The sequence below is a fragment of the Ferdinandcohnia sp. Marseille-Q9671 genome, assembly GCF_976954385.1.
This window is the reverse complement of record NZ_CDRJTA010000004.1, coordinates 1,052,138-1,076,516: the sequence shown is the minus strand read 5'-3', so window position 1 is coordinate 1,076,516 and position 24,379 is coordinate 1,052,138. Positions and strand designations below refer to the sequence as shown.

Below are 24,379 nucleotides of genomic sequence, written 5' to 3'. Positions count from 1 at the left end.
CCAATAGCTATTATACAATATTTACTTTATGTTTTCCTAGCTTTTATACAAACTTTCTTTCCTTGATAGGATTTAGCCATCCATATTTATTAGATTTGAAGTCCATAGCTAAAAAACATCTATCATATTTACGTAAGATTTCAAAAAAGGCAGTCTCTGCCTCATAACTTCCGGTAGATTGTAAATGGATGTACTCACTAGTAATCGTTAATTTTGCATAGCTATTAAATTCGTTCCATTCAAGGGTATGAATATTTGTATGATATTGTTTATAAACGGAGTAATGTGCAAGGCTTGATTCTATTTTTTTCTGGATTCGAAACGTAGGAATAGCCCTTGTAATAAACTCTATTTGTTTGTATAGTACTTCCTTTTTCTCTTGATTGGAATGGTTGTATTCTAAGAACAAATGATAGATTAGCGATTCACGTCCAAAGTAATGAGTTGCAAATTCTTCTTCTATTAAGTAAATATAATATTCTCTCATAACTCTTTCCTCCTAATACTATCCACTAATAATACTAGTAGTATATTCGAAAGAGTCAGTGTTTTTTGTCTTAAGTTGGAGTAAGAATCGTCTAGTTTTGTCGAAACGAAAATTTATTATAAAAGGGGTCGTATCCGACCCCTTTCACTTGGATTATTGCAGCAACTTTTTCACCTTATTCACGACATTTTCAACTGAGAATCCATATTCCTTCATAACAATTTCACCGGGTGCAGATGCTCCAAATTCATGGATCGCAAGGATATCCCCCTCATCACCCGTATATTTTTCCCAACCTAGTGGGGTTGCCATTTCAATTCCTAAACGTTTTTTCACATTCTTTGGAATAACAGACTCTTTATAATCCATTGGTTGTGCCTCAAATCGGTCCCATGAAGGCATACTTACAACTGAAACATCAATATTTTCAGTTGCTAATTGTTTTTGTGCTTCTACAGCTAAGCTTACCTCAGATCCTGTAGCCAGTAGTAACGCGTCTGGTTGTCCTGATTTAGCAGGAGAGATCACATAAGCACCTTTCTGGACTCCTTCATAAGCCTTTTTGTCAGTCCCCTCTATTGTTGGCAAGTTCTGTCTTGTTAAGATAAGGGCTGTAGGTACACCCTTTGATTCTAAGGCTGTCCGCCATGCTGCTGCAGTCTCATTCCCGTCTGCTGGACGGATAACAGAGAGATTAGGCATTGCTCGTAGCGCTGGTAATTGTTCAACAGGTTCATGAGTAGGCCCATCCTCACCTACAGCAATACTGTCATGTGTAAATACATATGTCACAGGCAACTTCATTAATGCAGCTAGTCGGATTGCAGGTCGTAAATAATCTGAGAACACAAAGAACGTTCCACCAAATACTTTTAGACCCCCATGTAGAGCCATTCCATTCAATGCCGCACCCATCGCGAATTCACGTACTCCAAACCAGATGTTTCGGCCACTATAATCATTTGGCATAAAATCTGCTGCGCCATTTATCATGGTTTTATTAGAACCTGCTAAATCAGCAGATCCTCCAAAAAATTGAGGGACACTATTTGCAATAGCATTTAACGCTTCACCTGAAGATGCACGAGTTGCCAGCCTTTTTCCTACCTCATAGACAGGTAACGAGTTTTCCCAGCCTTGCGGAAGCGTACCATCAATTGCCATTTCTAATTGATTTCCTAATTCAGGATTAGATTCCTTATAGGAATCGAACAAACGTTTCCACTCTTGTTCTTTTTGCTCTCCTGACTTTTTAATCGTTTCCTCAAAATGAGTATATACCTCGCTTGGAACATGAAAGTCTTCCTCAAACGTCCAATTATACGCTTCCTTGGTCAGCTTTAATTCATCAGCACCAAGTGGTTCACCATGGGCCTTTGATTTCCCTTGTCGATTCGGAGAGCCATACCCAATTGTTGTTCTAACTTCAATCATTGTTGGACGTGAAACATCACTTTTCGCTTCTTCGATTGCCTTATCAATCGAATCCACATCATTGCCATCCTCAACTCTTATATATTGCCACCCGTATGATTTATATCGCTGCTCAATTGATTCTGAGAATGCTTGATCCAAGTCACCATCCAATGAAATATCATTAGAATCATATAAGACAATCAAACGCCCAAGTTTTAAATGACCAGCAAGCGAGGAAGCTTCTCCAGAAACACCTTCCATTAAATCACCATCCCCACAGATAGCATATGTATAATGGTTGACTATCTCGAATGATTCTTTATTGTAAACTCCTGCTAAATGACGCTCTGCCATAGCCATTCCGACCGCCATCGCAATACCTTGTCCAAGTGGACCTGTTGTTGCATCTACCCCTGCAGTGTGACCAAATTCAGGATGTCCAGGTGTTTTGCTTCCCCACTGACGGAATTGTTTTAGGTCATCTAGTGTAAGGCCATAGCCTGCCAAATGAAGCATGCTGTACAACAAGGCAGAACCATGTCCTGCTGAAAGGACAAAACGATCACGGTTAAACCAACTAGGATTCTTCGGATTATGATTCATATGTCTTGTCCAAAGAGTATATGCCATAGGTGCTGCACCCATCGGCATCCCCGGATGCCCTGAATTTGCTTTTTCTACAGCATCAATAGAGAGTGTTCGAATTGATGCAATTGATAAATCAGTGATTGAATGAGTCATATACATAATCATCCTTTCAAAAAAGTTCATTCTTTAAGAGATAACACATGAATGATTGTTCTTATGTAGTATGTACAAAAAAGAAAAGAATACATAGAAACCTATGTATTCTTTGTTAATGTAATCTTTTTCGTTTGCTATCTTTTAACTTTTTGGGTGTTACATCCTTACCTTCCGGATCAACGACCTTTACTGAGTGCAATGTATTTGTCATTGAGTTCCTAAATACTCGCAAATACTCCTGCCTTAGTTCTTGCTGTTCTTCCTTTTCCTGCTCAGAAAGACCAACTGACTTAGCTTTTTTTGCAAGTGTATTGATCCGATCTATTTTATCTTTTGAAAGCATAGAATATCTCCTTAAAATTATCTTTTCTAAATCATAGTTCATAGTACTAGAAGAAAAGGTATTTTACAAGTATTCTACATCCCTCTATTCTTCACAATTTTATGTAAATGCAAGTTAACTTGCTGTTATAAAAACCATGCCCATACTTAACAACAGAAAAAGAATATAATAGATAAACCCGCTTTGTAATTTTTTCAACATCTTGTTTCACTCCTATAAGAATGTTCGTTCGCATTTGTTGATTTTATTATAAACCGAACAAATGTTTTGTGTCAACAAAAATTCGAACTTATGTTTGTATAAACTAGTAAAACATGCTATACTCTACTTAAGAATTTCGGTATTTTTAATAACCAAAGGTTCTCACCGAACACTTTCAAAAGGAATGAAAATACATAGAACAATATAAAAATTACTATATAGGGGATGAGCGGGATGACAAAGCTTTCTAAAAGACAGCAGGATATTTTGAATTACATTAAACAAGAAGTCAAAGACAAGGGTTATCCACCTTCCGTGAGGGAAATAGGAGAAGCTGTAGGACTAGCTTCAAGTTCTACTGTTCATGGACATTTGTCCCGGCTAGAAAGCAAAGGTTTAATAAGAAGAGATCCAACAAAGCCTCGTGCTATTGAGGTCTTACAGGTCGATGAAAACGAAACAATTCCAACCGCTAACGTTATCAATGTACCTGTAATAGGAAAGGTTACTGCAGGTCAGCCAATAACCGCAGTTGAGAACATTGAGGAGTATTTTCCATTACCTGACCGTTTTGCTGCACACGACGATCAAATTTTTATGCTTGAAATTATGGGTGACAGTATGATTGAAGCAGGAATACTTGATGGAGACTTCGTTATCGTTAGACAACAAATCTCCGCTAACAACGGCGATATCGTGGTTGCAATGACAGAAGAAGATGAAGCTACCGTAAAGCGCTTCTTTAAAGAAAAGGATCATATTCGATTACAGCCAGAGAATTCTATGTTAGACCCAATTATTCTTAAAAATGTATCAATTTTAGGTAAAGTTATAGGTGTCTATCGAAACATTCATTGATAATCCAGGAACATTCAGACGAATGTTCCTTTTGTTTGCAAGAACAAAAGCGCAAGCGCCTTGATCAGCCCCGACAAGCATAAGACGAGACGGTGAGAAGGTTGCTCTTTGACCTTCTTGACGGATTGGCTTATGACCTCGAGGGGCTAGGCGCTGGAGCTGGATGTAGATAAACTCATTTACAACTTGTCCACAAGGTTGATTTTTATAATTTCCTAAACCAAAAAAACCCTCAACACCAATCGTGTCAAGGGTCCATTAAACTTAGTACATTGTCATACATTGCTCACGTTCTCAACGATGAATTTGTGTACGGAACATTATCAAAAACATTTTTATTGACCAGGATAATGCATCTCTTCAAAATAGCATTTCATTTTATTTTTTATAGCATCAAACATTTGTATTGTAGGCGTGTCTTTTTTACGGAAAAAAGTTAAGGATAAAACTCTCCTATAATAAGCGTTCCTCACGCCTATCAAATCTTCCCCTCACCTCACCAACTCATACGTATTAAACTCCCCTTCTGGCGCGGTGTTGAAATAGCTTGTTCCATTAATGTCATAACGCACGGCATAGGTAATCCCACCACCACCATCTCGGATTCCTTTTATCTGGACAGATCCTGTCGATGGTACCGTTAATTCCCTTGGTTTATGCTGAATCATAAAAGATTCCGAAACGGGGGTGCCATCAACCAAAACTTGGACATAGTCGCCGTCCTCTGCTGCATAATCCCAAACCCAAATTTTCGTCTCATCCAGATCAGAGGCATGCGTTATTGTGTAATCCTGCGCCCCTAGATTTTCATCATTTTCAAGGAGTACAACACCTGCGGATATAGCTGTTGAAATTTGGTTTTCAAGTGCATTTCTTGCTGACTCAGACGTATCCACAGTTGTTGTATCCGTGAACAACAGTGCACCAATTCCAATCGCTAACGCAATATATCCTAAACGTTTCATCCCTTTTAACTGTTTCCCTTCAAATACCTTTCCTTTATCTAAAGGCACAGTTTCAATGTTTTCTTTTTGCTCTACGAACTGTGCCTCATTTCCCTGCTGCACACCTTCATCTCTAAATTCAACATCACTATGTTCCTCCCCAAAAGTTTTCATTTGTCCAGCATTCTTTGATTTTTCTTTAGCTCGTTGAATTCGTTCTTGTAAATCCTTTTTATACTGGCTCATTGTTACTCACCTTCTTCATGGACAGGATTTCGATGAAAATAGAAGCTCATCCCCAGACGTCCTAGTACAACAAAAACAATCATTAAGATAAAAAATAACATATGTCTCGTACCACTTACCGTTTGATAACCAAAATTCAGTATCGAAAGGGCTATATTAATAATGACCATGCCTACAAAAAAGATCTTCACAAAAGGATACAACCACGGGAAAACCGCGTAAATTCTACGTAAGACTGGGACCAGTAATGAAATCCCAATCACAAGTCCACTTACCCCAATCATCGAAAGTGCAGTATCTGGCCCAGCAAAACCAGATGTTCGAATCGCACTGACATCCGAAAGAAACATCAACGGGGTAACAAGCAGTATAAGTAGGATAAAGCTCATCGGAAAGATTAAATAACCAAACGCCAACGTACTCCCTAATAACTTTCGCATCACATTACACCTCTTTAATATCTTCCAGTGTGATCGTCGTGAGCATTTCTTCTGTTAAGTTCTGCTCTTTGCTTAAACGACTAGCCTGATGATTCAACGATTTCTCATATACATTTCGGACATAGCGACCATTTCCGAAGTTATCCATCGAGCCTACACGTTGGAATATGTCCAATAGCTTGTCCTTGGCCTCTTCCGTTAGGACAAAGCCCTTTTCTTCATAAAACTTCTCCGCGATCTCCATTAATTCATGTGGAGAATAATCCTTGAAATCAATAATAGTCGGAAATCTTGACCGCAAGCCAGGATTCAAGCTTATAAAACGCTCCATATCTTCATCATAGCCTGCTAAAATGACGACAAGTCGATCCCGATGGTCATCCATCATTTTCACCAGTGTATCAATTGCTTCTTTACCGAAATCATTTGGACCACCTTGAGCAAGTGCATAAGCCTCATCGATAAAAAGAACACCATCTAATGCTTCCTTGATGACTTCTTTTGTCTTGATTGCAGTTTGCCCAACATAGCCAGCAATCAAATTGGCGCGATCAGTTTCCACCAATGTATTTGTTTGTATAACACCTAGATTATACAAAACATTGGCCACAATTCTTGCCATCATCGTCTTTCCTGTACCTGGATTTCCTTTGAAAATCATGTGTAACGTTTGTGTACCATCAACTGGCAATCCGAATTTTTTACGCTCTTTTTCCAAACGTAATCGAGCCTGTAAGCTCCGGATATAATTCTTCACTTCATCTAGACCAATAATGCTAGCAAGTTCAGTTTCTAAGTCAAAATTCTTTAAAATCCGCTCAGTTGGCTTAATATCTGTCGGTAAAATAACATTTAGTTCCTCAACAGGTACATCATTCATCGCAATCCGAACCGACTGATTGCGTGTAATTTCTTCAATGAAATTTCGAATCATTCGTCCATTACCTGATTCACCTATTGTTTTCCGGTGTTTCTTCGTAATTTCCTCCATTAATACCGATTCAGCCGCATTGACAAGGCCAAATCCTTTAAAAGAGATTTGTATTTTCGCAATCTCAAACAATTCTCTTGCTGAATAATCGGGAAAATGGATGCGGTGCGGGAAACGAGATTCAAGTCCGGTATTAACCTTTAGAAATTCATCCATCTCTTTTTCATATCCAGCTAAGATTACAACGATATCTTCACGGAAATCCTCCATCAGCTTGACTAACGTATTAATTGCTTCTAGGCCATAACTTCCACCACTTGTTGCTAGTGCATAGGCTTCATCAATAAACAAGACTCCACCGAGGGCCGAACGAAATACTTCCTCTGTTTTCTTCGCTGTATGTCCTGCATATTGCCCTGTCAATCCACCACTATCGACTTCTACAAGATGTCCAGCTTTTAACAGTCCCATGTCCTTAAACATCGTTGCGATAATTCGAGCAATCGTTGTTTTCCCCGTCCCAGGATTCCCACTAAAAATCATGTGTAACGTTTGGGACGTATCTACCTTCAATCCTGCATTCCGTCGCTTTTCCTGCGCAATTAACATATGATATTGATTCCGAACAAAATCCTTCACATGATTCAGCCCTACTATTGGAGCCAAACTCGCCTCCAAATCAAAGCTTGATGTATCGTCAAATTTAAAATCTTCATAAGTCAATTCGTTAATGTCCGCTGTTTGATTTTGAATTAGCCGCTGTGATTGATTCAAAATCGCAGCCTCAATCGTATTTCGTACCAGCCTTCCGTTCCCACTGTCGTTTTTCCCTTTAATTTGGCTCTTATCATATAATTCAATCAGTGGTTTCTGACAAGACGCTGCGATGCTGTAGCCTTTTTGTTTTGCAATAATTTGCGTGATTTCCCACATCTCTTCTGATGTATAATCAGGAAAATGAACATTATTTGGGAAACGCGATTTCAAGCCGGGGTTCGCTTTTAAAAATGTCTCCATCTCTTCGCTATACCCTGCAAGGATGACAACCAAGTCATCACGGTAATCTTCCATTCCTTTTACCAATGTATCAATTGCCTCTACACCGAACGTGTCGTGTTCATTCCGATAAAGAGCGTATGCTTCATCAATAAACAAGACACCCCCGAGAGCGGACTTAATCACATCATTCGTAAGTCTGGCTGTTTGTCCCACATATTCCCCAACCAAATCCGCTCGACTGACTTCCCTTAACTGACCCGTCGATAACACACCAATCGCTTTTAAATACTTCGCAACAATTCGAGCAATCGACGTTTTCCCTGTACCAGGATTTCCGGTAAACACCATATGCATAGAGATTCTCGAATTCTTCATCCCGTGACTTTGTCGACGTTTTTGGATTTCGACATGATCCTCCAATTGCAACACATAATCCTTCACTTCTGTTAATCCAACAATCAAGTCAAGTTCTTTCTTTATATCTTCTAATCCCGCTTGATTGGTATCACGGACATAATGATGTAATGGAATGCTCTGCTGATTTAACTGTGCTGCGATCATGCCATCGGTCAACATTAAATTGACGGCATCATTATCCATTTGCGTATTTCTCAACTTATATTCCGCCAATGGTTTAAAAATTTCTTGTTCCACTACGGTTTCTAATCCTTTTATTCCAGTTGAATCAGAGAATTTTTCTGCAATATAAGAAGCTACATCATCTGACCATTCCAGCGCCATCGAAAGCTGACTTCCGACTTTTTCCCGTATACCAATAAGAGCACGCTCTGCCAACTGCTTCTTTTCTTCATCGGAATACGGCTCTATATGAATGAAATCACCAACAGCATTCATAAAATGGGATCCCACTAAATCCATCAAACTTTGCTGATTCTTATCATAAAGAAAAACGAGGTATTTACCATTCGCATAGATCTCACTAATCGACTGCTGCAGTAGTGCCCCTGTTGCCTCGACAAGATTATTTTTTTCCATGATATATCGTGCTGGTAATGCATATTTTCCAGCTGTAGTTAGTTGTTTGATTGAATTGAGCACTTTCGATGGTGCTTTATCAATATGTTCAAAGAGAACGATATCCGACTTCGCATATAAACATTTATATAAGTCCGTTAAAAATAACTGAAATTCAGAATCCGTCGTATAGGACGCTAAATCAAGGATAGAAATCGTATCGTACTTCACTAATTTATGCTTTTCAAGAAGTTGGGCCATTTCCATTACACTTTGTTTTCTACCTGAACCAGGATGACCAAATAAAACGAAGGAATTCTTCGGTTTATCCTTAGTTATCCCCGTGACAAATGGTCGCTTCATTGCCAAAGAAAGTTCGTCCAAATATCGTTTTTGTCCAACCATTTTCTGACCCATTTCATTCCGTATGGTGTTAAAAATGATGTCCAATTGGTCGCTCTGTATGGTAGGCTGCTTTTCTTTTCGTGTGATAGGATGATTAGTTGTTGGTTTATGAGCAGCTGGAATCCCACCTTTCTCTGTAGAGCGTGACATAGATTGGGGAACTTGGGTTTGTCGTACTTGTTGTGTAGACTGGGTCTGGGCTCTGAATGTAACTCCAGCCTTTCTAATCCAGCCATGTTTTTTTATGCTACGAACGACTTGCCACTCCGGAAATAAAAACGTTACGATCTCTTTTATATTCCTTCTCATTGTATGAAATCACCTACCAATCTGTAATTCGTTCCACTGGTCGAAAGCCCTTTGTCTTCAAATGGTCGATATGATGCTGGAAATTTTCCATGGCGTCAGAAGGGTCAAGTCTCTCAAAGTTTAGTCTATCCAATGTTGCCCGATTGAATAAAATCGATAAAAGAACTTGGTTTTCCATATTACCAGTAGCTGTGTTCAACGCATGTTCGGTCACATGTACCAAACACCGCTCAATTGGCAAAAAAGCAAACAAATGACGTGCGCCCCAAACGGCATGACTACAAACATAATCCTTCTTAATCTCGTTATAGTTAGAAACTCCCATTTTACGTCTGGATACCTTACCTGTTTTCGTTAAGGACAATTGCTCGGTTGGAACTACATCTCCATTCACCTGGAACTCCAGTTCAACAGTATGGGCATCATGAACATGGAAATCATACGATAATTCTTCAAACTCACTACTCTCTGTGATTACTTTTTGATAGGCTCGCGACTGACCAGCTAAAACAGCGTTTGCCATAGTAGTTAATTCCTGCCACTCTTGATAATCTGATTGATCCTGTAGCTTAGCCTGCTGGATTGCATGTTTTAATTTTTCCTTCTTACGTTGTGCTAGTTTCTTAATGATGCGTTCCAAAAAGTTTGGTGTGTAAGTCTGAAGGTTATGTAACGCTTCTTGCTGTAATGGACCCATTTCGCCTGGTGTAAATGGGGCCGGCATTGCTTGGATTTCTCTCCAATCGATTGGTTCTGGGGAAATTTGATGCATGGATGTGATTGTTTGAATATAGTGATTATGTTCTTCGACCAGAGCCTGGTTGTCTACAGTGTGAGATGTAGAAGTGGAGGATACTGTCCCTGAAGAATTTTTCTTTTTCTTACCGGAAGTGGTCTTTACATAGGAGATACCTGTTCCCGGAATTCCAACAGACCTCGTTCGTCTTCCAGATGAATGGATCGAATAACGCATCCCTCTTGTACCAACACTTACCCCCATTCCCTTTTTACCAAAGTTGACCCGAACACCCTTTGCTATTTTGATACTTTTTCTAAAGCGGAAAGCCATTGTTGTCACCTCTTATTAGGATATAAAGTCTCTCGATATTAAAAAAAAAGCAGTAGTTCCTCATTTAAGGGGCAACTGCTTTATTAAGAATTATTTAGAAATAGACATTATCTATCACAAAAACTAACAATCATTGTTGGCATTGTTTAGTATGGGTCTAGAAATAGGCTCTTATTAATTTTTATATAAATAGGGAAATTCATCGCTTATATCAGAATCTTTTTTTCTTATCAACTTAACAATAAAATAAACAAAAAAGAAAAACCCTCAACACCAACGGCATCAAGGGTTATATCCTATTAATACATTGTCATATATTGCTCACGTTCCCAAGGATGAACTTGTGTACGGAACATGTCCCATTCGATTTCTTTTGCTTCTACAAAATGTTCAAATAAATGACCACCTAATGCCTTAATTAGCACTTCATCTTGCTTTAATTTATCTAATGCAAGTGCTAAAGTTGGCGGTAAGTCAACAATTCCTGCTTCATTACGTTCTTCTTTATTCATAATGTAAATATTTCTATCCACTGGTGCTGGTGGTGTAAGCTTGTTCTTAATTCCATCTAATCCAGCAGCCAGTAATACAGCCATTGCCATATATGGATTCGCTGCAGGATCGACACTACGTACTTCCACACGTGTACTTAAACCACGAGAAGCTGGAATACGCACAAGCGGACTTCTGTTTTGTGCTGACCATGCCACATAGCAAGGTGCCTCATAACCAGGTACCAAACGTTTATATGAGTTGACTGTTGGATTCGTTACTGCTGTAAAATTCGGAGCATGCTTTAGAATACCTGCAATGAATTGCTTTGCAGTTTCGCTTAATTGCAGGTCTGCATTTGGATCAAAGAATGCATTTTGTCCACCTTTGAATAGAGATAGGTTACAGTGCATACCTGAACCTGCTACTCCAAATAACGGTTTTGGCATAAATGTTGCATGTAGACCATGCTTACGTGCTATCGTTTTTACAACTAGTTTAAAGGTTTGAATTTCATCACACGCAGTAAGTGCGTCTTCATATTTAAAGTCAATTTCGTGCTGACCAGGGGCTACCTCGTGGTGGGAAGCTTCAATTTCAAAGCCCATTTCCTCCAGTTCTAACACGATATCACGTCGGCAGTTTTCTCCAAGGTCAGTTGGTGCCAAGTCAAAATATCCGCCATTATCGTTTAACTCAAGAGTAGGCTCCCCATTTGCATCCAATTTAAATAAGAAAAATTCAGGCTCAGGTCCGAGGTTGAAATTCGTAAATCCTAACTCTTCCATTTCCTTTAATACTCTCTTTAAATTATTACGCGGATCTCCCTCAAAAGGAGTTCCATCTGCATTATGGATATCACAAATTAAACGTGCAACTTTTCCTTTTTCAGCTGTCCATGGAAAAACAACCCATGTATCGAGATCAGGGAATAAATACATATCTGATTCTTCAATTCGTACAAAACCTTCAATTGAAGAACCATCAAACATCATTTTATTGCTTAATGCTTTTTCTAATTGACTTACTGGAATCTCAACATTTTTAATTGTTCCTAGAATATCTGTGAATTGTAAACGAATAAATTTTACATTTTCTTCATTTGCCAAACGAAAAATATCATCTTTCGTATATTTAGCCATTAAGACTTCCTCCTCAAACCTTCTGTAAGTGTAAGTATGAAAACATTTTAATTATGAAAAAATCTCGACATATCACCATGATGTGGACTGGATTGTTTTTTAAACCTTCCTGCCTGTAGCAACTCATTTCTCAAAAGTTTTCTCAGCTCAGAATTAGATAATTCCTGTTTCACTGGCTCAACCGGCTTTTCTTCTACAACTGGCTCGGGATTTTGAACTGCGAAAAGCTGTTTAATCCCTGCTAAATTGACTTTCTGTTCGATCAAGCTTTTGATTTCAAGTAGTCGGTCAACGTCATTAAATGAATATAGTCTTCGATTTGTTTCAGTTCTTGCAGGAGAAATCAAACCATTTTCCTCATAATATCGGATTTGACGTGCAGATAATTCAGTTAATTGCATGACAATTCCAATTGGAAATAGTGGCATGGACCGTCGAATAGTATCACCCAATATATGATCCTCCTTTTTGCAATGATAAATTGATTTTAAACGATGTTATATTTTATGTCAAGGTGATGTAAGGAAACCTCACATGAAAAAAATCAAAAAAACAGAAGCCTTTACTCTTCTGTTTTATATGTTAACAATTTATTTGTTAATAATCTATTTAACGCCAAGCTTATCGCAATTTTCACATGAGAATATGTAAGACCACCCTGTATATATGCCACGAATGGCGGACGTGTAGGTCCATCAGCCGTTAATTCGATGCTTGCTCCCTGAATAAACGTTCCTGCAGCCATGATGACATCATCCTCATACCCTGGCATGTAGCTAGGATAAGGCGTTACATGAGAATTTATAGGTGATGCAAACTGAATGGCTTGACAAAATGCAACCATCATCTCTTTATTATCAAATTGTACGGATTGAATTAGATCAGTACGTTTACTGTTCCAACTAGGATGAGTTTTTAATCCGATTCTCTCTAAAATAGCTGCTGTAAATACAGCACCCTTTAATGCTTGTCCAACAACATGCGGCGCAAGAAACAACCCTTGATACATATCTTGCAAAGTATAAAGGGACGCTCCAGCCTCTGCTCCAATTCCAGGAGATGTCATACGATACGAGCATGCCTCAACAAGTTCTTTTTTACCCACTAAATAGCCACCTGTTTTTGCAAGTCCTCCACCTGGATTTTTTATAAGAGAGCCCGCTATTAAATCAGCACCTACATGACATGGTTCTAATTCCTCTACAAACTCGCCATAACAATTGTCAACAAATACCACTACATCAGGTTTGATCTCCTTAACAAAGTCAATCATTTCTTTTATCTCTGCAATTGTAAAAGAAGGTCTAGTAGCATAGCCTTTTGAACGCTGGATCCCAATCATTTTGGTGTTTTCATGAATGGCCATTTTTATCGCGTTAAAGTCAGGTCTTCCCTCTGGAGTCAAATCAACTGTATTATACCCAATTTGAAATTCCTTCAAAGAGCCGTTGCCTGATCCACGAATCCCAACAATCTCTTCTAATGTATCGTATGGTTTTCCCGTAATATACAGCAATTCATCATTAGGTCTTAGGACTCCAAAGAGGGCAATCGAAATCGCATGTGTACCAGAGATAATTTGTTGCCGGACCAGGGCACTCTCCCCACCAAATATATGGGCATAAACAGCCTCTAATGTATCTCGACCGATATCATCATATCCATATCCTGTTGAAGGGATAAAATGAGAATCACTAACTCTATTTTCTTGAAAGCTCTTAAGAACACGGTACTGGTTGTAATCAATATTTTTTTCAATATTCTCATGTACCTCTTTAATTTGTGTTTCTGTTTCGTCCACTAATGTTTCTATCACTTTACCATAATCTAATTCTGTAAACATCTTGCTTCCCCTTTATGAATAAAAATCACGCAGCTGTCCAGTTAAGGAATGATTCGAAAAAATATAGCCGGTACAATCATATTTTTCCGACTCTTCATTGTATCTAAGTTCTTTTAATATCGTTTCTTGTTTTAAATGTGCTAAAATTCTACCTTCCGAACTAGGAAGTGACACTTGATATTTTTCCATTTCACGGGTCATGGTCTCTTCAACATTTGTCTTAATGTTTACCAGATCATTTTCAACAAATGCGCTAACCAATATCGAGGTTGTCTTTGATGACGGCACAAAATCCGGGTGAACTTTATCTTTTTTATTATATAGAGTAAGAATTGGTATTGATTCTACACCTAGGTCATCTAATAGCTTTAGGACCGTTTTTTCATGATTGAAATAATCAGGATTAGACGAATCAACCACATGCACAATCAAATCAGCTTCTTTTACCTCTTCTAAAGTCGAACGAAATGCTGCGATTAGAGACGTTGGTAAATCCTGAATAAAACCTACCGTATCTGTTAAAAGTGTCGTCAATCCACATGGAAGTATCATTTTTCGAGTCATCGGATCTAGTGTCGCGAATAATAAATTCTCTTCGAACGAGTCTGCCTCAGTCAAGCGATTAAACAACGTAGACTTCCCTGCATTTGTATACCCTACGAGAGCAATTTGGTATGTATTATTTTTCTTCCTTCTTTCACGATACCGTTCCCGATGTTGAACGATAACGGATAGTTGATTTTTAATATCGTCAATTCGCCTATGTATGTGTCGTCTATCCGTTTCTAATTTTGTTTCACCTGGCCCTCTTGTACCAATTCCTCCTCCTAATCTTGATAATTCAATACCTTTACCAATAAGTCTAGGAAGCAGATATTGGAGTTGCGCTAATTCAACCTGTAACTTTCCTTCTTTTGAATTTGCTCTCGATGCAAAAATATCAAGAATAAGTTGTGTCCGATCAATGACACGCGCCTGAAAACTCGAGGATAGATTACGAACCTGACTAGGTGATAGTTCATCATTAAAAATAATGACATCTGGTTCTAGTTCTTCTTCTAAGTTAACTAATTCTTCCACTTTTCCTTTACCAATATATGTGGCAGGGTGTATGCGTTCCCGCTTTTGAGTAACGGTCATTACAACCTTTCCCTTAGCTGTCTTTGTCAATGATTCTAATTCTTCTAGTGAATAGTGAAATCTACTCTCATCATCATTTTGAGTTTGGCATCCAACAAGTATTGCTTTTTCGAATTCCTTGTTTTGTTCATTTTTCAATCCAGATTCCTACTTTCATGAAAGGTAATTTTCCTTACACTATCATATCAAAATTATCATACTAACACCAATCCAAAGAGACTCTCCTATTATACACAATAAATATGCCACCCAGAGTGGGCAGCATATTTATTCTTTGAAAATTAAATCCTGAGTGCGTATTGTTTGAAGCTCTTGTTTACTATACGCATCATCTACTAATAATCTCATCGCTTGGGTTCGTATAGACTTCTCAATAATATTACGTACATAGCGACCATTGCTAAATTTCCCAGGGTAAGAATCTTTTTTTATATTTAATAGATGATCTCGCAATTTCCGTTCAGCTTCAGTACTGAACACATACTCACGTTCCGCCATCATCTTTGCTGAAATTTCCATCAATTGATCAACGGTATAATCGGGAAAATCAATGACAAGTGGAAATCGGGAATACAGTCCGGGATTTAAGGATAAAAAATGTTCCATTTCTTTGGAGTAGCCTGCTAGGATTAAAACAAATTCATGCTGCTTATCCTCCATATGTTTTACAAGGGTATCGATAGCTTCCTTACCAAAGTCCTTCTCTCCACCCCTTGCTAACGAATAGGCTTCGTCAATAAAAAGAATGCCTCCTATTGCCTTCTTAATCAAGTCTCTTGTTTTTTGCGCAGTGTGACCTATATACTCACCGACTAAATCGGCCCTTTCCGCCTCAATAAGATGACCCTTCGATAGCACATTCATTTGGAGAAATAATTTCCCTAATAATCGAGCCACTGTTGTTTTCCCTGTCCCCGGGTTTCCTTTAAACATCATATGCAAGGCTTGCTTACCAGCTTTTAATCCCTGTTCTTCCCTTTTTTTATTAATATAAATCCATGCATATACCTCTTTAATCATCTTCTTCATTTCATCCATACCAACAAGAGTGCTCATTTCTTCTTCTATTTCTTTAAGAGCTGTATGCTTTGTTTGTATTTTGGAGGAAATGACTTCCTTAGAAGCTGGATGCAAAACTTTTAATTTTTTCTTTTCTCCATTTAGAATTACATTTATTTGTCCATTATTTTTCATTGTAATTGGTTGATCCAAGAGCTCTCACCTCTCATTCTGTGTACATTATACGTTGTTGTGTTATTTTTCGTGACAAAAGCCCAAGGAAAAAAACAAAAGTGCAAGCGCCTTGAATAGCGGGACATCGGCTAACTGCCGCCACGTCCTGTGGCGAACATCGATGTCAGCACTTCTTGTGCAAGTCTGACCAGGCCACCTCGAAGGGCCAGGCGCTGGAACTAGACGCAGAACGCAAGCCTTTCCCTTTTGTATTCCTACAAAATAATATAAATTATTACAAAAACCTCTTGCTTTTTGTCAAAGATTGCGCTTTCCCAAGAAATATTTCATAACACTATATGTATATGAGACAATTTCTAAATCTTGAAGAAAAAAATAGACAAGAAGAAAAAAACAACCCTACTCTTAAAAGTAAGGTTGTTTTTACTACATTATTCAAGTTCAAGCTTAATATTTTTTTGTGGTGCAAAAGTAGAGATTGCATGCTTATAAATTAGTTGCTGCTTTCCTTCTGTTTCTAGTAGGACCGTAAAGTTATCAAACCCCTTAACTAATCCTCTTAATTGATAACCGTTTAATAAGAATACAGTTACAAATGTACCATCCTTACGTAATTGATTCAAACATTGGTCTTGAATATTGATTGCTTGTTTCATATTCTGTCCTCCTCTAGATCTTTCCCATATACTTAGGAACTAACATATTCCATTATGGATACTTGAATAACCCTATTATTATCTATTCTCTTAAATTCCTAGCTTTCCTGCTATATATTTATAAATTTCATTAAATTTTTCATTTAAATCGGTCTTCCCTGTCATATCGAACCATTGTACATCCATTTTATTTCGAAACCATGTCAATTGTCTCTTAGCATATCTACGAGTATTCTGTTTTAATTGATTGATTGCTTCTTCTAACGAGACCTTACCCTCTAAATAACTGTAGATTTCCTTATATCCAATTGCTTGGATGGATTGACAATCCCTTAAACCTTGTTGAAAAAAGAAAGAAACCTCATCGAGTAAACCCGATTCAACCATTACATCAACTCTTTTATTAATTCTGTCATACAGGCTTTCTCTTTCCATTGTTAATCCAACGAGGGCAACTTCATAAATAAGTTCTTGCTGTTGCTCTTCCATGTATTCCGTCATCGTTTTTCCAGTTGTCTTACATATTTCAAGCGCACGAATGACCCGTCTGCTATTATTCGGATGAATTCGCTCTGCACTTTTAGGATCAATTTGTTTCAGTTCCTGAAAAAGAGGCTCAACCCCATTTTCTTCTAGTTGTTGTTCTAGCAATGCCCTATACTTTGGATCAGATGCTTCATCAGTAAACTGGTAATCATAAATAACAGACTGAATGTAAAGCCCAGTTCCGCCCACAATCATTGGTAATTTTCCTCGTTTATGTATATCCGTAATCAATTTTCTTACAATTGTTTGGAATTCTGCAACTGAAAAGCTTTCATGGGGCTCCTTAATATCGATTAGGTGGTGTGGAATTCCATCCATTTCTTGTTTCGTTATCTTTGCAGTACCGATATCCATCCCCTTATAAATTTGCATTGAATCTCCACTTATAATCTCTGCATTTAACTTTTTCGCTAGTTCAATACTTAATTGTGTCTTTCCAACCGATGTTGGACCAATTAGAACAACTAGATTTTCCTTCTTCATTTCTTCCAATCAATCACTACCTTTACATCAATTCATATTATTATCGTATCATAGATAATAAGACGAATACTAAATTATTATAACCAATTTATTTAAGAAAATAACATTTTTTTCAAACCTTATCTAAAAATCAATAATACTTTTGTCTTATAAGTAAAAAACTCGCTTAAAGGCGAGTTTTGTTAGCGAACAAATCTATTTTTTACATAACTCTTTTAAACATTTTCTCCATTTCATAGGTCGAATGGTGTATGATTATCGGTCGACCATGTGGACATGTAAAAGGATCACTTGTTTTCCGAAGTGTCTCTAATAAAGAAAAAATCTCATCATTTCGCAAATGATGGTTTGCTTTTATCGATGCCTTACAGCTCATCATAATAGCTGCAGCTTCTCTTAATTTCTTAATATCAATTTTTTTATCGTTAAGCACCTGTTCAATTATTTCTTCAATTACCATTTTTTCTTCACCCTTTGGAAACCATTGAGGGTGGGATCTCACGATATAACTGTTATGACCGAATGGTTCAAGAAAAATCCCAACCTGTTCTAGGTCATTTTTATGGGCATTGATATGAATGCACTCGTCAGTTGAATATTCTAGAGTAATCGGTAAAAGTAGTTCTTGAAGATCGGTTATGTTTTCTCCTACTTTTTCTTTGAAGTACTCATACTTTATCCGTTCTTGTGCGGCGTGTTGGTCAATTATATATAATCCCTTATCGTTTTGAGCAAGAATATACGTTCCGTGCATTTGGCCAATTGGATACATGACAGGCACTCGCTCTTCCACACTTCCATACTCCTCAACAGCTTTTAAAGGAGTACTTTTTTCTTCAACTGCATTCATGATTAAATCTTCATTTTCCGCAATCATTACATTCTCTTTATGAATGATTGTATCTCCATAAGAAGAATCAGATGTACTCTCCATTTCACTCGAAGGAAAAACTTTATTTGGAACTTCCTGTTGGTCTACAACAACAGTTGAAGATACAAATGAGTATGGTTGATTTTTTGGAAGTTCGGTTGCAGGCGAATGCTGAAACACAAATTGCTGTTGCTCTGGCTTTTGGTGATTCTTCATCTTTGGAATAGACACTTCTGGTATTAATTGTTTATGTTTAAAAGCATCCCTAATCCCCTCTTCAATGAGTTGATTCAGCTCTTGCTCTTTACTAATTCTTACTTCTAGCTTAGCAGGGTGAACATTGACATCCACTAGTAGAGGGTCCATTTGAATGTTTAATAATACAATAGGATACCTCCCTATCGGTAATAGAGTATGGTAGCCTTGTTGAATTGCTTTCACTAACGGAAAGTTCTTTATATATCTCCCATTGATAATTGTGGAGATATAGTTTCTGGATGCTCTTGTAACCTCTGGCATAGAGACGAAACCATCAATTGTAAAATCCAAGGATTGTAACTTTACAGGAACCATTTGCTTTGCAATACCTAAACCATAAATAGCAGCAACAACCTGTCGTACGTCTCCGTTTCCACTTGTATATAGGAGTCGTTTTCCATTATGCAACAGACGGAATGATATTCCAGGATGAGATAGCGCAATTCGGTTCACGGCATCTGTAATATTCCCTAGCTCTGTATTTACTGTTTTTAAATACTTCAGGCGAGCAGGCGTGTTAAAGAAAAGATTTGATACCGTGATATCAGTACCTTTGCGACTATTTGTTGCTTTTTTTTCAACTACGTGACCGCCTTTGATAAGGATGTGAGTCCCAGAATTGTCACCAGTGCTCGTTTTCATTTCGAGTTCGGAAACGGAAGCAATACTTGGAAGAGCTTCTCCTCTAAATCCTAACGTTCTGATTCTAAATAAATCATTTTCATCTTTAATTTTACTAGTTGCGTGTCGATGGAAAGCATTTAAACAATCTTCACTGTCCATCCCATCACCATTGTCAATTATTCTAATTTTTGAGAGTCCCGCTTCTTCAATCTCAATTTCAACAACGGTACTGTTCGCGTCAATTGCATTCTCTACTAGTTCTTTGACAACAGAAGCTGGGCGTTCCACAACCTCTCCTGCCGCTATTTTATTTGAAAGAAGGTCATCTAGTTGTATGATTTTCCCCATGCCTTCACCTCATTTTCTTAGAAATCGTTCAAAAAGTCGAAGTCCCACTTTTTCTCCGGTCCCTTTACTCTTCTCGTTAGAAATTAGTTGACTTTTTACATTCTCATTTTATCCCTTTAGTTGTTTTTGAATCTCATATAGTTGATTGATAGCTTCTAACGGTGTAATACCTAGTAGATCAATTTCTTTTATAGACTTTAGTACTTCCTTTTCCTTCGATGATAAAACCTTCTCTTCCTTCACAAATGATGATTTCGTTTCTTCGAAAAATGACAGCTGTTGGTTGTCAGCTTGAGAAATATTTTCTTCTTTAGCTGCGGAGATCTGTTTTTCACCTTGTTCAAGCGTAAAAAGTATTTCTCGAGCACGTTCGATTAGATTTGGCGGTAGCTCTGCAAGCTGGGCAACATGAATACCATAGCTTTTGTCAGCTGGTCCCTCTTTAATTTTATGAAGAAAAACAACCTTTTCGTTTTCTTCAATCGCACTAACATGAACATTTACTAAATTTTGTAGCCCACTATCTAAATCAGTAAGCTCGTGATAATGGGTTGAAAATAAAGTATGTGCACCGATATTTTCATGGATATACTCAATTATTGCTTGAGCTAATGCCATACCATCATAAGTAGATGTACCACGCCCAATCTCATCAAATAATAATAAACTATTTGATGTAGCATTTACGATAGCATTTCTTGCTTCGAGCATTTCAACCATAAATGTACTCTGGCCAGATATGAGATCGTCAGCAGCTCCAATTCTAGTAAAAACTTGGTCGTATATCGGCAAAATTGCCTCACTAGCAGGAACAAAGCAACCGATTTGTGCCAATATAGCCGTTAATGCAATCTGTCTCATATACGTACTCTTACCTGACATATTAGGTCCAGTGATAAGTAGTAAAGAGTGACCATCCTCCATCATACAGTCATTTGGTACATATTCTTGAGCTTTCATCACTTTCTCAACTACAGGATGGCGCCCATCCTTAATAAAGAGCTTGTCCTGTGAAAAAACAGGCTTACAATAGTGTCTTTCCTCACTAATTGTTGCAAAACATTGCAGGACATCAAGCTCACTAATTACCTTTGCTAAAGACTGCAGACGTGGAATATACTCTTTTACCTGCTCACGAATTTCACTGAATAGATCATATTCTAATTGGACAATCTTTTCCTCTGCTTCAAGAATAAGCGTTTCTTTTTCTTTTAAATCAGGTGTAATAAATCGTTCAGCGTTTGTTAATGTTTGCTTTCTTTCATACATACCTTCAGGCAAAAATTGTAAGTTAGCCTTCGTAACTTCTATATAATATCCAAATACGCGATTGTATCCGATTTTTAATGATTTGATCCCTGTTCGTTCTCTCTCCTGCTGTTCCAATGAAGCAATCCAGGTTTTTCCGTTTCTACTTGCATCACGATATTGATCAAGGGTTTCATTATAGCCATCTTTAATAATGTCTCCCTCTTTGATTGATAATGGTGGCGATTCCTTAATTGAACGTTGAAGAAGATCTGTTAGCGATTCACAAAGATCCATTTGCTTACTTAGGTTTCCTGCATGTGGATGTTGTAATTGATTGACAAGCTTATATATCCCAGGAACCTGTTCGAGTGAACTTTTTAGCTGTAAAAGATCTCTTGCATTTACATTTCCATAAGCCACTCTTCCAGCAAGACGCTCTAAATCGTAGACCTCTTTTAACATATCCCTTAACTCTAGACGCTCAAAATACTGGTTAATAAAGGTTTGTACCATATTCAGGCGAGATTCGATCTCACTCTTATTTATTAACGGTCTGTCAATCCATTGTTTTAACAAACGGCCACCCATTGCTGTAACAGTCTGATCAAGTAACCACAACAAAGAACCTTTCTTTCCTTTGCTACGAATTGTCTCAGTAAGTTCAAGGTTACGCTTCGAATATAAATCAATCTTCATAAATTGATTTGTAAAATACACCTGTACCTGTTGCAAATGGTCAAGTGATCTTTTTTGTGTCTTAATTAGGTAATTTATCAATCTGCCAAAGGTTAGGACAAGTTTTTCATCTTCTAGACCACCGAGAAGATGCTGCATTCCAACATCAACGTGACCATTATCTTCATATGAAATTGTAACTTGGCAGCGATCTATCATTGCTTTTTTGTATTTATCGTCAAAATCTGATGGTACCACAATCTCCTTTACACCATTCGCGTAGATTTCTCCAATGACATCTTCAAATTGGGCAGATAATAGTGATACTCTGTTTTCACCAGTTGTTAAATCTGTTAATGCAAAACCAAAATAACCATCAGAAAAGATGGAGGTAGAGGCTAAGAAATTATTTTCTTTTTCTAACAAACCTTTCCCTTCCATAACTGTACCAGGTGTAATTAATTGAACAACCTCACGCTTTACAACACCTTTTGCATTCTTTGGATCTTCTGTTTGTTCGCAAATTGCCACTTTATATCCTTGATTCACTAATTGTTCAATATACCCAGGAGCTGAATGATAGGGTACCCCACACATAGGGATTCGTTCACCCACACCCGCTTCCCTGCCTGTTAAAGTGATTTCCAAAACCTGTGATGCTTTAATCGCATCATCAAAAAACATTTCGTAAAAATCACCTAGTCTAAAAAATAAAAAGGCATCTTTATAATCTGCCTTAATCGTTAAATACTGCTTTATCATCGGCGTATACTCTGCCATTTATAAATCCCCCAACACTTCAATTCTTTCAATATTATATCATAAGTGTAAGTGGTGGTGGGTAAGACTTGTCTTCCATAAAATGAAAAAAAACTAGGAAGTCATACCTCCTAGTTCTCCATTATTCCTCTAAATCTCCAACTAAAAAGTCAGGATTTAGATCTTCAAATTCTTCATCATCTACATCCCAATCCTTGTCGTCGTCATAGCAACCATCAGGATTCACGTGGACGCAAACCTTTGTTTCTCCAATAATTTCTGCTAGTAATTCCCTTTCAACCTCTACAAGAATTTTGTTCCCGTTTGGTGAAATGGTACATTCTAGGCAGTTAGGCTGTTGAAGAACTTCTACAATCACGTCACAACTATCACCTATGGAATTCTCATCTCTATACTTTAGTTTGATGCTGTCGTTGTATGAAAGTGTTTCGGTAACGACCTCTGTTTTTGTATTGTTACCAAAGGAATACCACACGTTGACATCAAATTTACCATGTACTTCTACTTTATTACCCTCTTTCTTCGCCTCATAGCGGTGATTAATAATCCAGCATCCCAAAATACTTGATGGGTTGTGAGGTGGAGCAATCGTATAAGTAGATTGCGAAAACTTACGTCCCTTACCTACAACAGCTTTTGTGATAATCTCTCTGTATTCAGACATTCGAACAAACCCTCCTCAATCAATCTTCAATTCATCCTATGCGGGACATATGACTAGTGTGCTAAAGACTGATTTCTTTTTAAAAACTTTTTACAGTACTACCATGCTCAGTGTTGAACCACTGAAAAAGTTGATTAGCTATTTTTGAATAAGTACCTAAATAGTGTTCAAATAGTCGACGAATCATAAGTGAGCAACGATAAGAACGTCAACATCAAGAACCAATCGTACCTATCTATACATGAGAAATGAGGTCGATTGATGCCGCCAAGATTCGAAGTTATATCATCAGATGACTCTTTGAACTATCGCTAAAAACGCATTGTTTTTCTCTCTATACATCAACCCTTACGATTACCGTATAGTTCATTCTATGCGGGTTCGCCTATTTATGTACCTTTTTTTAAAAGCTGTACAAGCAAAAATAAAAAACTCGGTAAAATTACCGAGCTCAAAAAGAAAAGACAAAAGCTATATGCTTTTGTCCATTATTATTTAGAGAATTATAAAATTCTTCACTACATTTTCGAGGATGTGATGACATTGACGTTTGCCACAGGACGTGGCGGAGATTAATCAATGTTCCTATTTCAAGGAGCTTGCGCTTTGTTCCTTAGTGACATCCACAGCCACTCTTATTATTTAACTTTGAACCAGTTTCACCTTGTAATAGGTTTCCGCCAGTTGATGTGATGATTTCATTTGTTACATTATTTGATATCGTGTGAGCAACAAGTTGTAAAAGATCATTTACTTCTAGTTGAGAATTTTTGAATTCCTCTACAACTGGAATGCTATCAAGTTCTGCTTGAAGATTATCAATTTTTTCCTCTACTTGCTTTAGTGCTTCAGACTTTCCATAGTGTTGGAAATTGACAGCTTGTTTTTGTAAGCTCTTGATTGTATCAATAATCTCTTGAACTTTTTTGTTCTGATTTATTTGTGCTTCCGCACGCTTGAAGAAATCAACTTCTTCTGTTTCCGCAATCATTCTTGCAAGCTCAGTTGCGCGTTCCACGATTTGTTCTTTTGTAAATTGTGCCAT

At 37.6% G+C, this 24,379-nt stretch carries 19 protein-coding genes; 1 reads left to right on the top strand and 18 read right to left on the bottom strand.

From position 1 onward, the window contains the following. Nucleotides 1-43: 43 nt before the first annotated feature. The 3 genes from sirA to ACWNMY_RS20540 form a co-directional block, all read right to left on the bottom strand. Complete coding sequence (sirA, locus tag ACWNMY_RS20550; RefSeq protein ID WP_449540107.1) at nucleotides 44-487, bottom strand: sporulation inhibitor of replication protein SirA; 444 nt, start codon at nucleotides 485-487, stop codon at nucleotides 44-46. A 153-nt stretch (nucleotides 488-640) separates the two neighbouring features. Further along, the gene (tkt, locus tag ACWNMY_RS20545) at nucleotides 641-2,644 is read right to left on the bottom strand and encodes a transketolase (protein WP_449540106.1); all 2,004 of its coding nucleotides are present in this window, start codon (nucleotides 2,642-2,644) and stop codon (nucleotides 641-643) included. Between the two features lie 115 nt (nucleotides 2,645-2,759). Further along, nucleotides 2,760-2,990: a DUF896 domain-containing protein gene (locus tag ACWNMY_RS20540; protein WP_449540105.1), complete on the bottom strand. Its 231-nt coding sequence runs from the start codon at nucleotides 2,988-2,990 to the stop codon at nucleotides 2,760-2,762. A 435-nt stretch (nucleotides 2,991-3,425) separates the two neighbouring features. Here ACWNMY_RS20540 and lexA point away from each other — a divergent pair, with 435 nt between their 5' ends. Beyond that, nucleotides 3,426-4,049: a transcriptional repressor LexA gene (gene lexA / locus ACWNMY_RS20535; protein WP_449540104.1), complete on the top strand. Its 624-nt coding sequence runs from the start codon at nucleotides 3,426-3,428 to the stop codon at nucleotides 4,047-4,049. Nucleotides 4,050-4,540: 491 nt separating this feature from the next. Here the strand turns inward: lexA and ACWNMY_RS20530 are convergent, their stop codons facing one another. The 15 genes from ACWNMY_RS20530 to ACWNMY_RS20460 all read right to left on the bottom strand — a co-directional run bounded on the left by ACWNMY_RS20530 (nucleotide 4,541) and on the right by ACWNMY_RS20460 (nucleotide 24,379). After that, nucleotides 4,541-5,239, bottom strand: a complete 699-nt coding sequence (locus ACWNMY_RS20530) for a hypothetical protein (protein WP_449540103.1) — start codon at nucleotides 5,237-5,239, stop codon at nucleotides 4,541-4,543. Between the two features lie 2 nt (nucleotides 5,240-5,241). After that, nucleotides 5,242-5,679, bottom strand: coding sequence for a hypothetical protein (locus tag ACWNMY_RS20525; protein WP_449540102.1), 438 nt, complete (start codon nucleotides 5,677-5,679; stop codon nucleotides 5,242-5,244). A gap of 4 nt (nucleotides 5,680-5,683) precedes the next feature. Next, entirely contained in the window at nucleotides 5,684-9,298 is a 3,615-nt protein-coding gene (locus tag ACWNMY_RS20520; protein ID WP_449540101.1) for an AAA family ATPase, read from the bottom strand. Nucleotides 9,299-9,311: 13 nt separating this feature from the next. Further along, complete coding sequence (locus ACWNMY_RS20515; protein ID WP_449540100.1) at nucleotides 9,312-10,367, bottom strand: DUF4236 domain-containing protein; 1,056 nt, start codon at nucleotides 10,365-10,367, stop codon at nucleotides 9,312-9,314. Between the two features lie 299 nt (nucleotides 10,368-10,666). Next, nucleotides 10,667-12,001 (bottom strand): type I glutamate--ammonia ligase, encoded by a 1,335-nt coding sequence (glnA, locus tag ACWNMY_RS20510; protein WP_449540099.1) that lies wholly within the window; start codon nucleotides 11,999-12,001, stop codon nucleotides 10,667-10,669. Between the two features lie 47 nt (nucleotides 12,002-12,048). After that, nucleotides 12,049-12,453, bottom strand: a complete 405-nt coding sequence (locus ACWNMY_RS20505) for a MerR family transcriptional regulator (protein WP_449540098.1) — start codon at nucleotides 12,451-12,453, stop codon at nucleotides 12,049-12,051. 110 nt (nucleotides 12,454-12,563) lie between these two features. Continuing rightward, nucleotides 12,564-13,844 (bottom strand): methionine gamma-lyase family protein, encoded by a 1,281-nt coding sequence (locus ACWNMY_RS20500; protein WP_449540097.1) that lies wholly within the window; start codon nucleotides 13,842-13,844, stop codon nucleotides 12,564-12,566. Nucleotides 13,845-13,856: 12 nt separating this feature from the next. After that, nucleotides 13,857-15,122 carry a GTPase HflX gene (gene hflX, locus ACWNMY_RS20495; RefSeq protein WP_449540096.1) on the bottom strand — a complete coding sequence of 422 codons (1,266 nt, stop codon included), beginning with the start codon at nucleotides 15,120-15,122 and terminating at the stop codon, nucleotides 13,857-13,859. 129 nt (nucleotides 15,123-15,251) lie between these two features. Then, nucleotides 15,252-16,178, bottom strand: coding sequence for a stage V sporulation protein K (gene spoVK / locus ACWNMY_RS20490; protein ID WP_449540501.1), 927 nt, complete (start codon nucleotides 16,176-16,178; stop codon nucleotides 15,252-15,254). Between the two features lie 431 nt (nucleotides 16,179-16,609). Continuing rightward, nucleotides 16,610-16,834: an RNA chaperone Hfq gene (gene hfq, locus ACWNMY_RS20485; protein ID WP_449540095.1), complete on the bottom strand. Its 225-nt coding sequence runs from the start codon at nucleotides 16,832-16,834 to the stop codon at nucleotides 16,610-16,612. Between the two features lie 90 nt (nucleotides 16,835-16,924). Next, complete coding sequence (gene miaA, locus ACWNMY_RS20480) at nucleotides 16,925-17,872, bottom strand: tRNA (adenosine(37)-N6)-dimethylallyltransferase MiaA (RefSeq protein WP_449540094.1); 948 nt, start codon at nucleotides 17,870-17,872, stop codon at nucleotides 16,925-16,927. Nucleotides 17,873-18,065: 193 nt separating this feature from the next. After that, entirely contained in the window at nucleotides 18,066-19,964 is a 1,899-nt protein-coding gene (gene mutL / locus ACWNMY_RS20475; protein ID WP_449540093.1) for a DNA mismatch repair endonuclease MutL, read from the bottom strand. Between the two features lie 108 nt (nucleotides 19,965-20,072). Then, complete coding sequence (mutS, locus tag ACWNMY_RS20470) at nucleotides 20,073-22,670, bottom strand: DNA mismatch repair protein MutS (protein ID WP_449540092.1); 2,598 nt, start codon at nucleotides 22,668-22,670, stop codon at nucleotides 20,073-20,075. A 121-nt stretch (nucleotides 22,671-22,791) separates the two neighbouring features. Continuing rightward, the gene (locus ACWNMY_RS20465; RefSeq protein ID WP_449540091.1) at nucleotides 22,792-23,334 is read right to left on the bottom strand and encodes an outer spore coat protein CotE; all 543 of its coding nucleotides are present in this window, start codon (nucleotides 23,332-23,334) and stop codon (nucleotides 22,792-22,794) included. 613 nt (nucleotides 23,335-23,947) lie between these two features. Next, nucleotides 23,948-24,379: a RicAFT regulatory complex protein RicA family protein gene (locus ACWNMY_RS20460; protein ID WP_449540090.1), complete on the bottom strand. Its 432-nt coding sequence runs from the start codon at nucleotides 24,377-24,379 to the stop codon at nucleotides 23,948-23,950.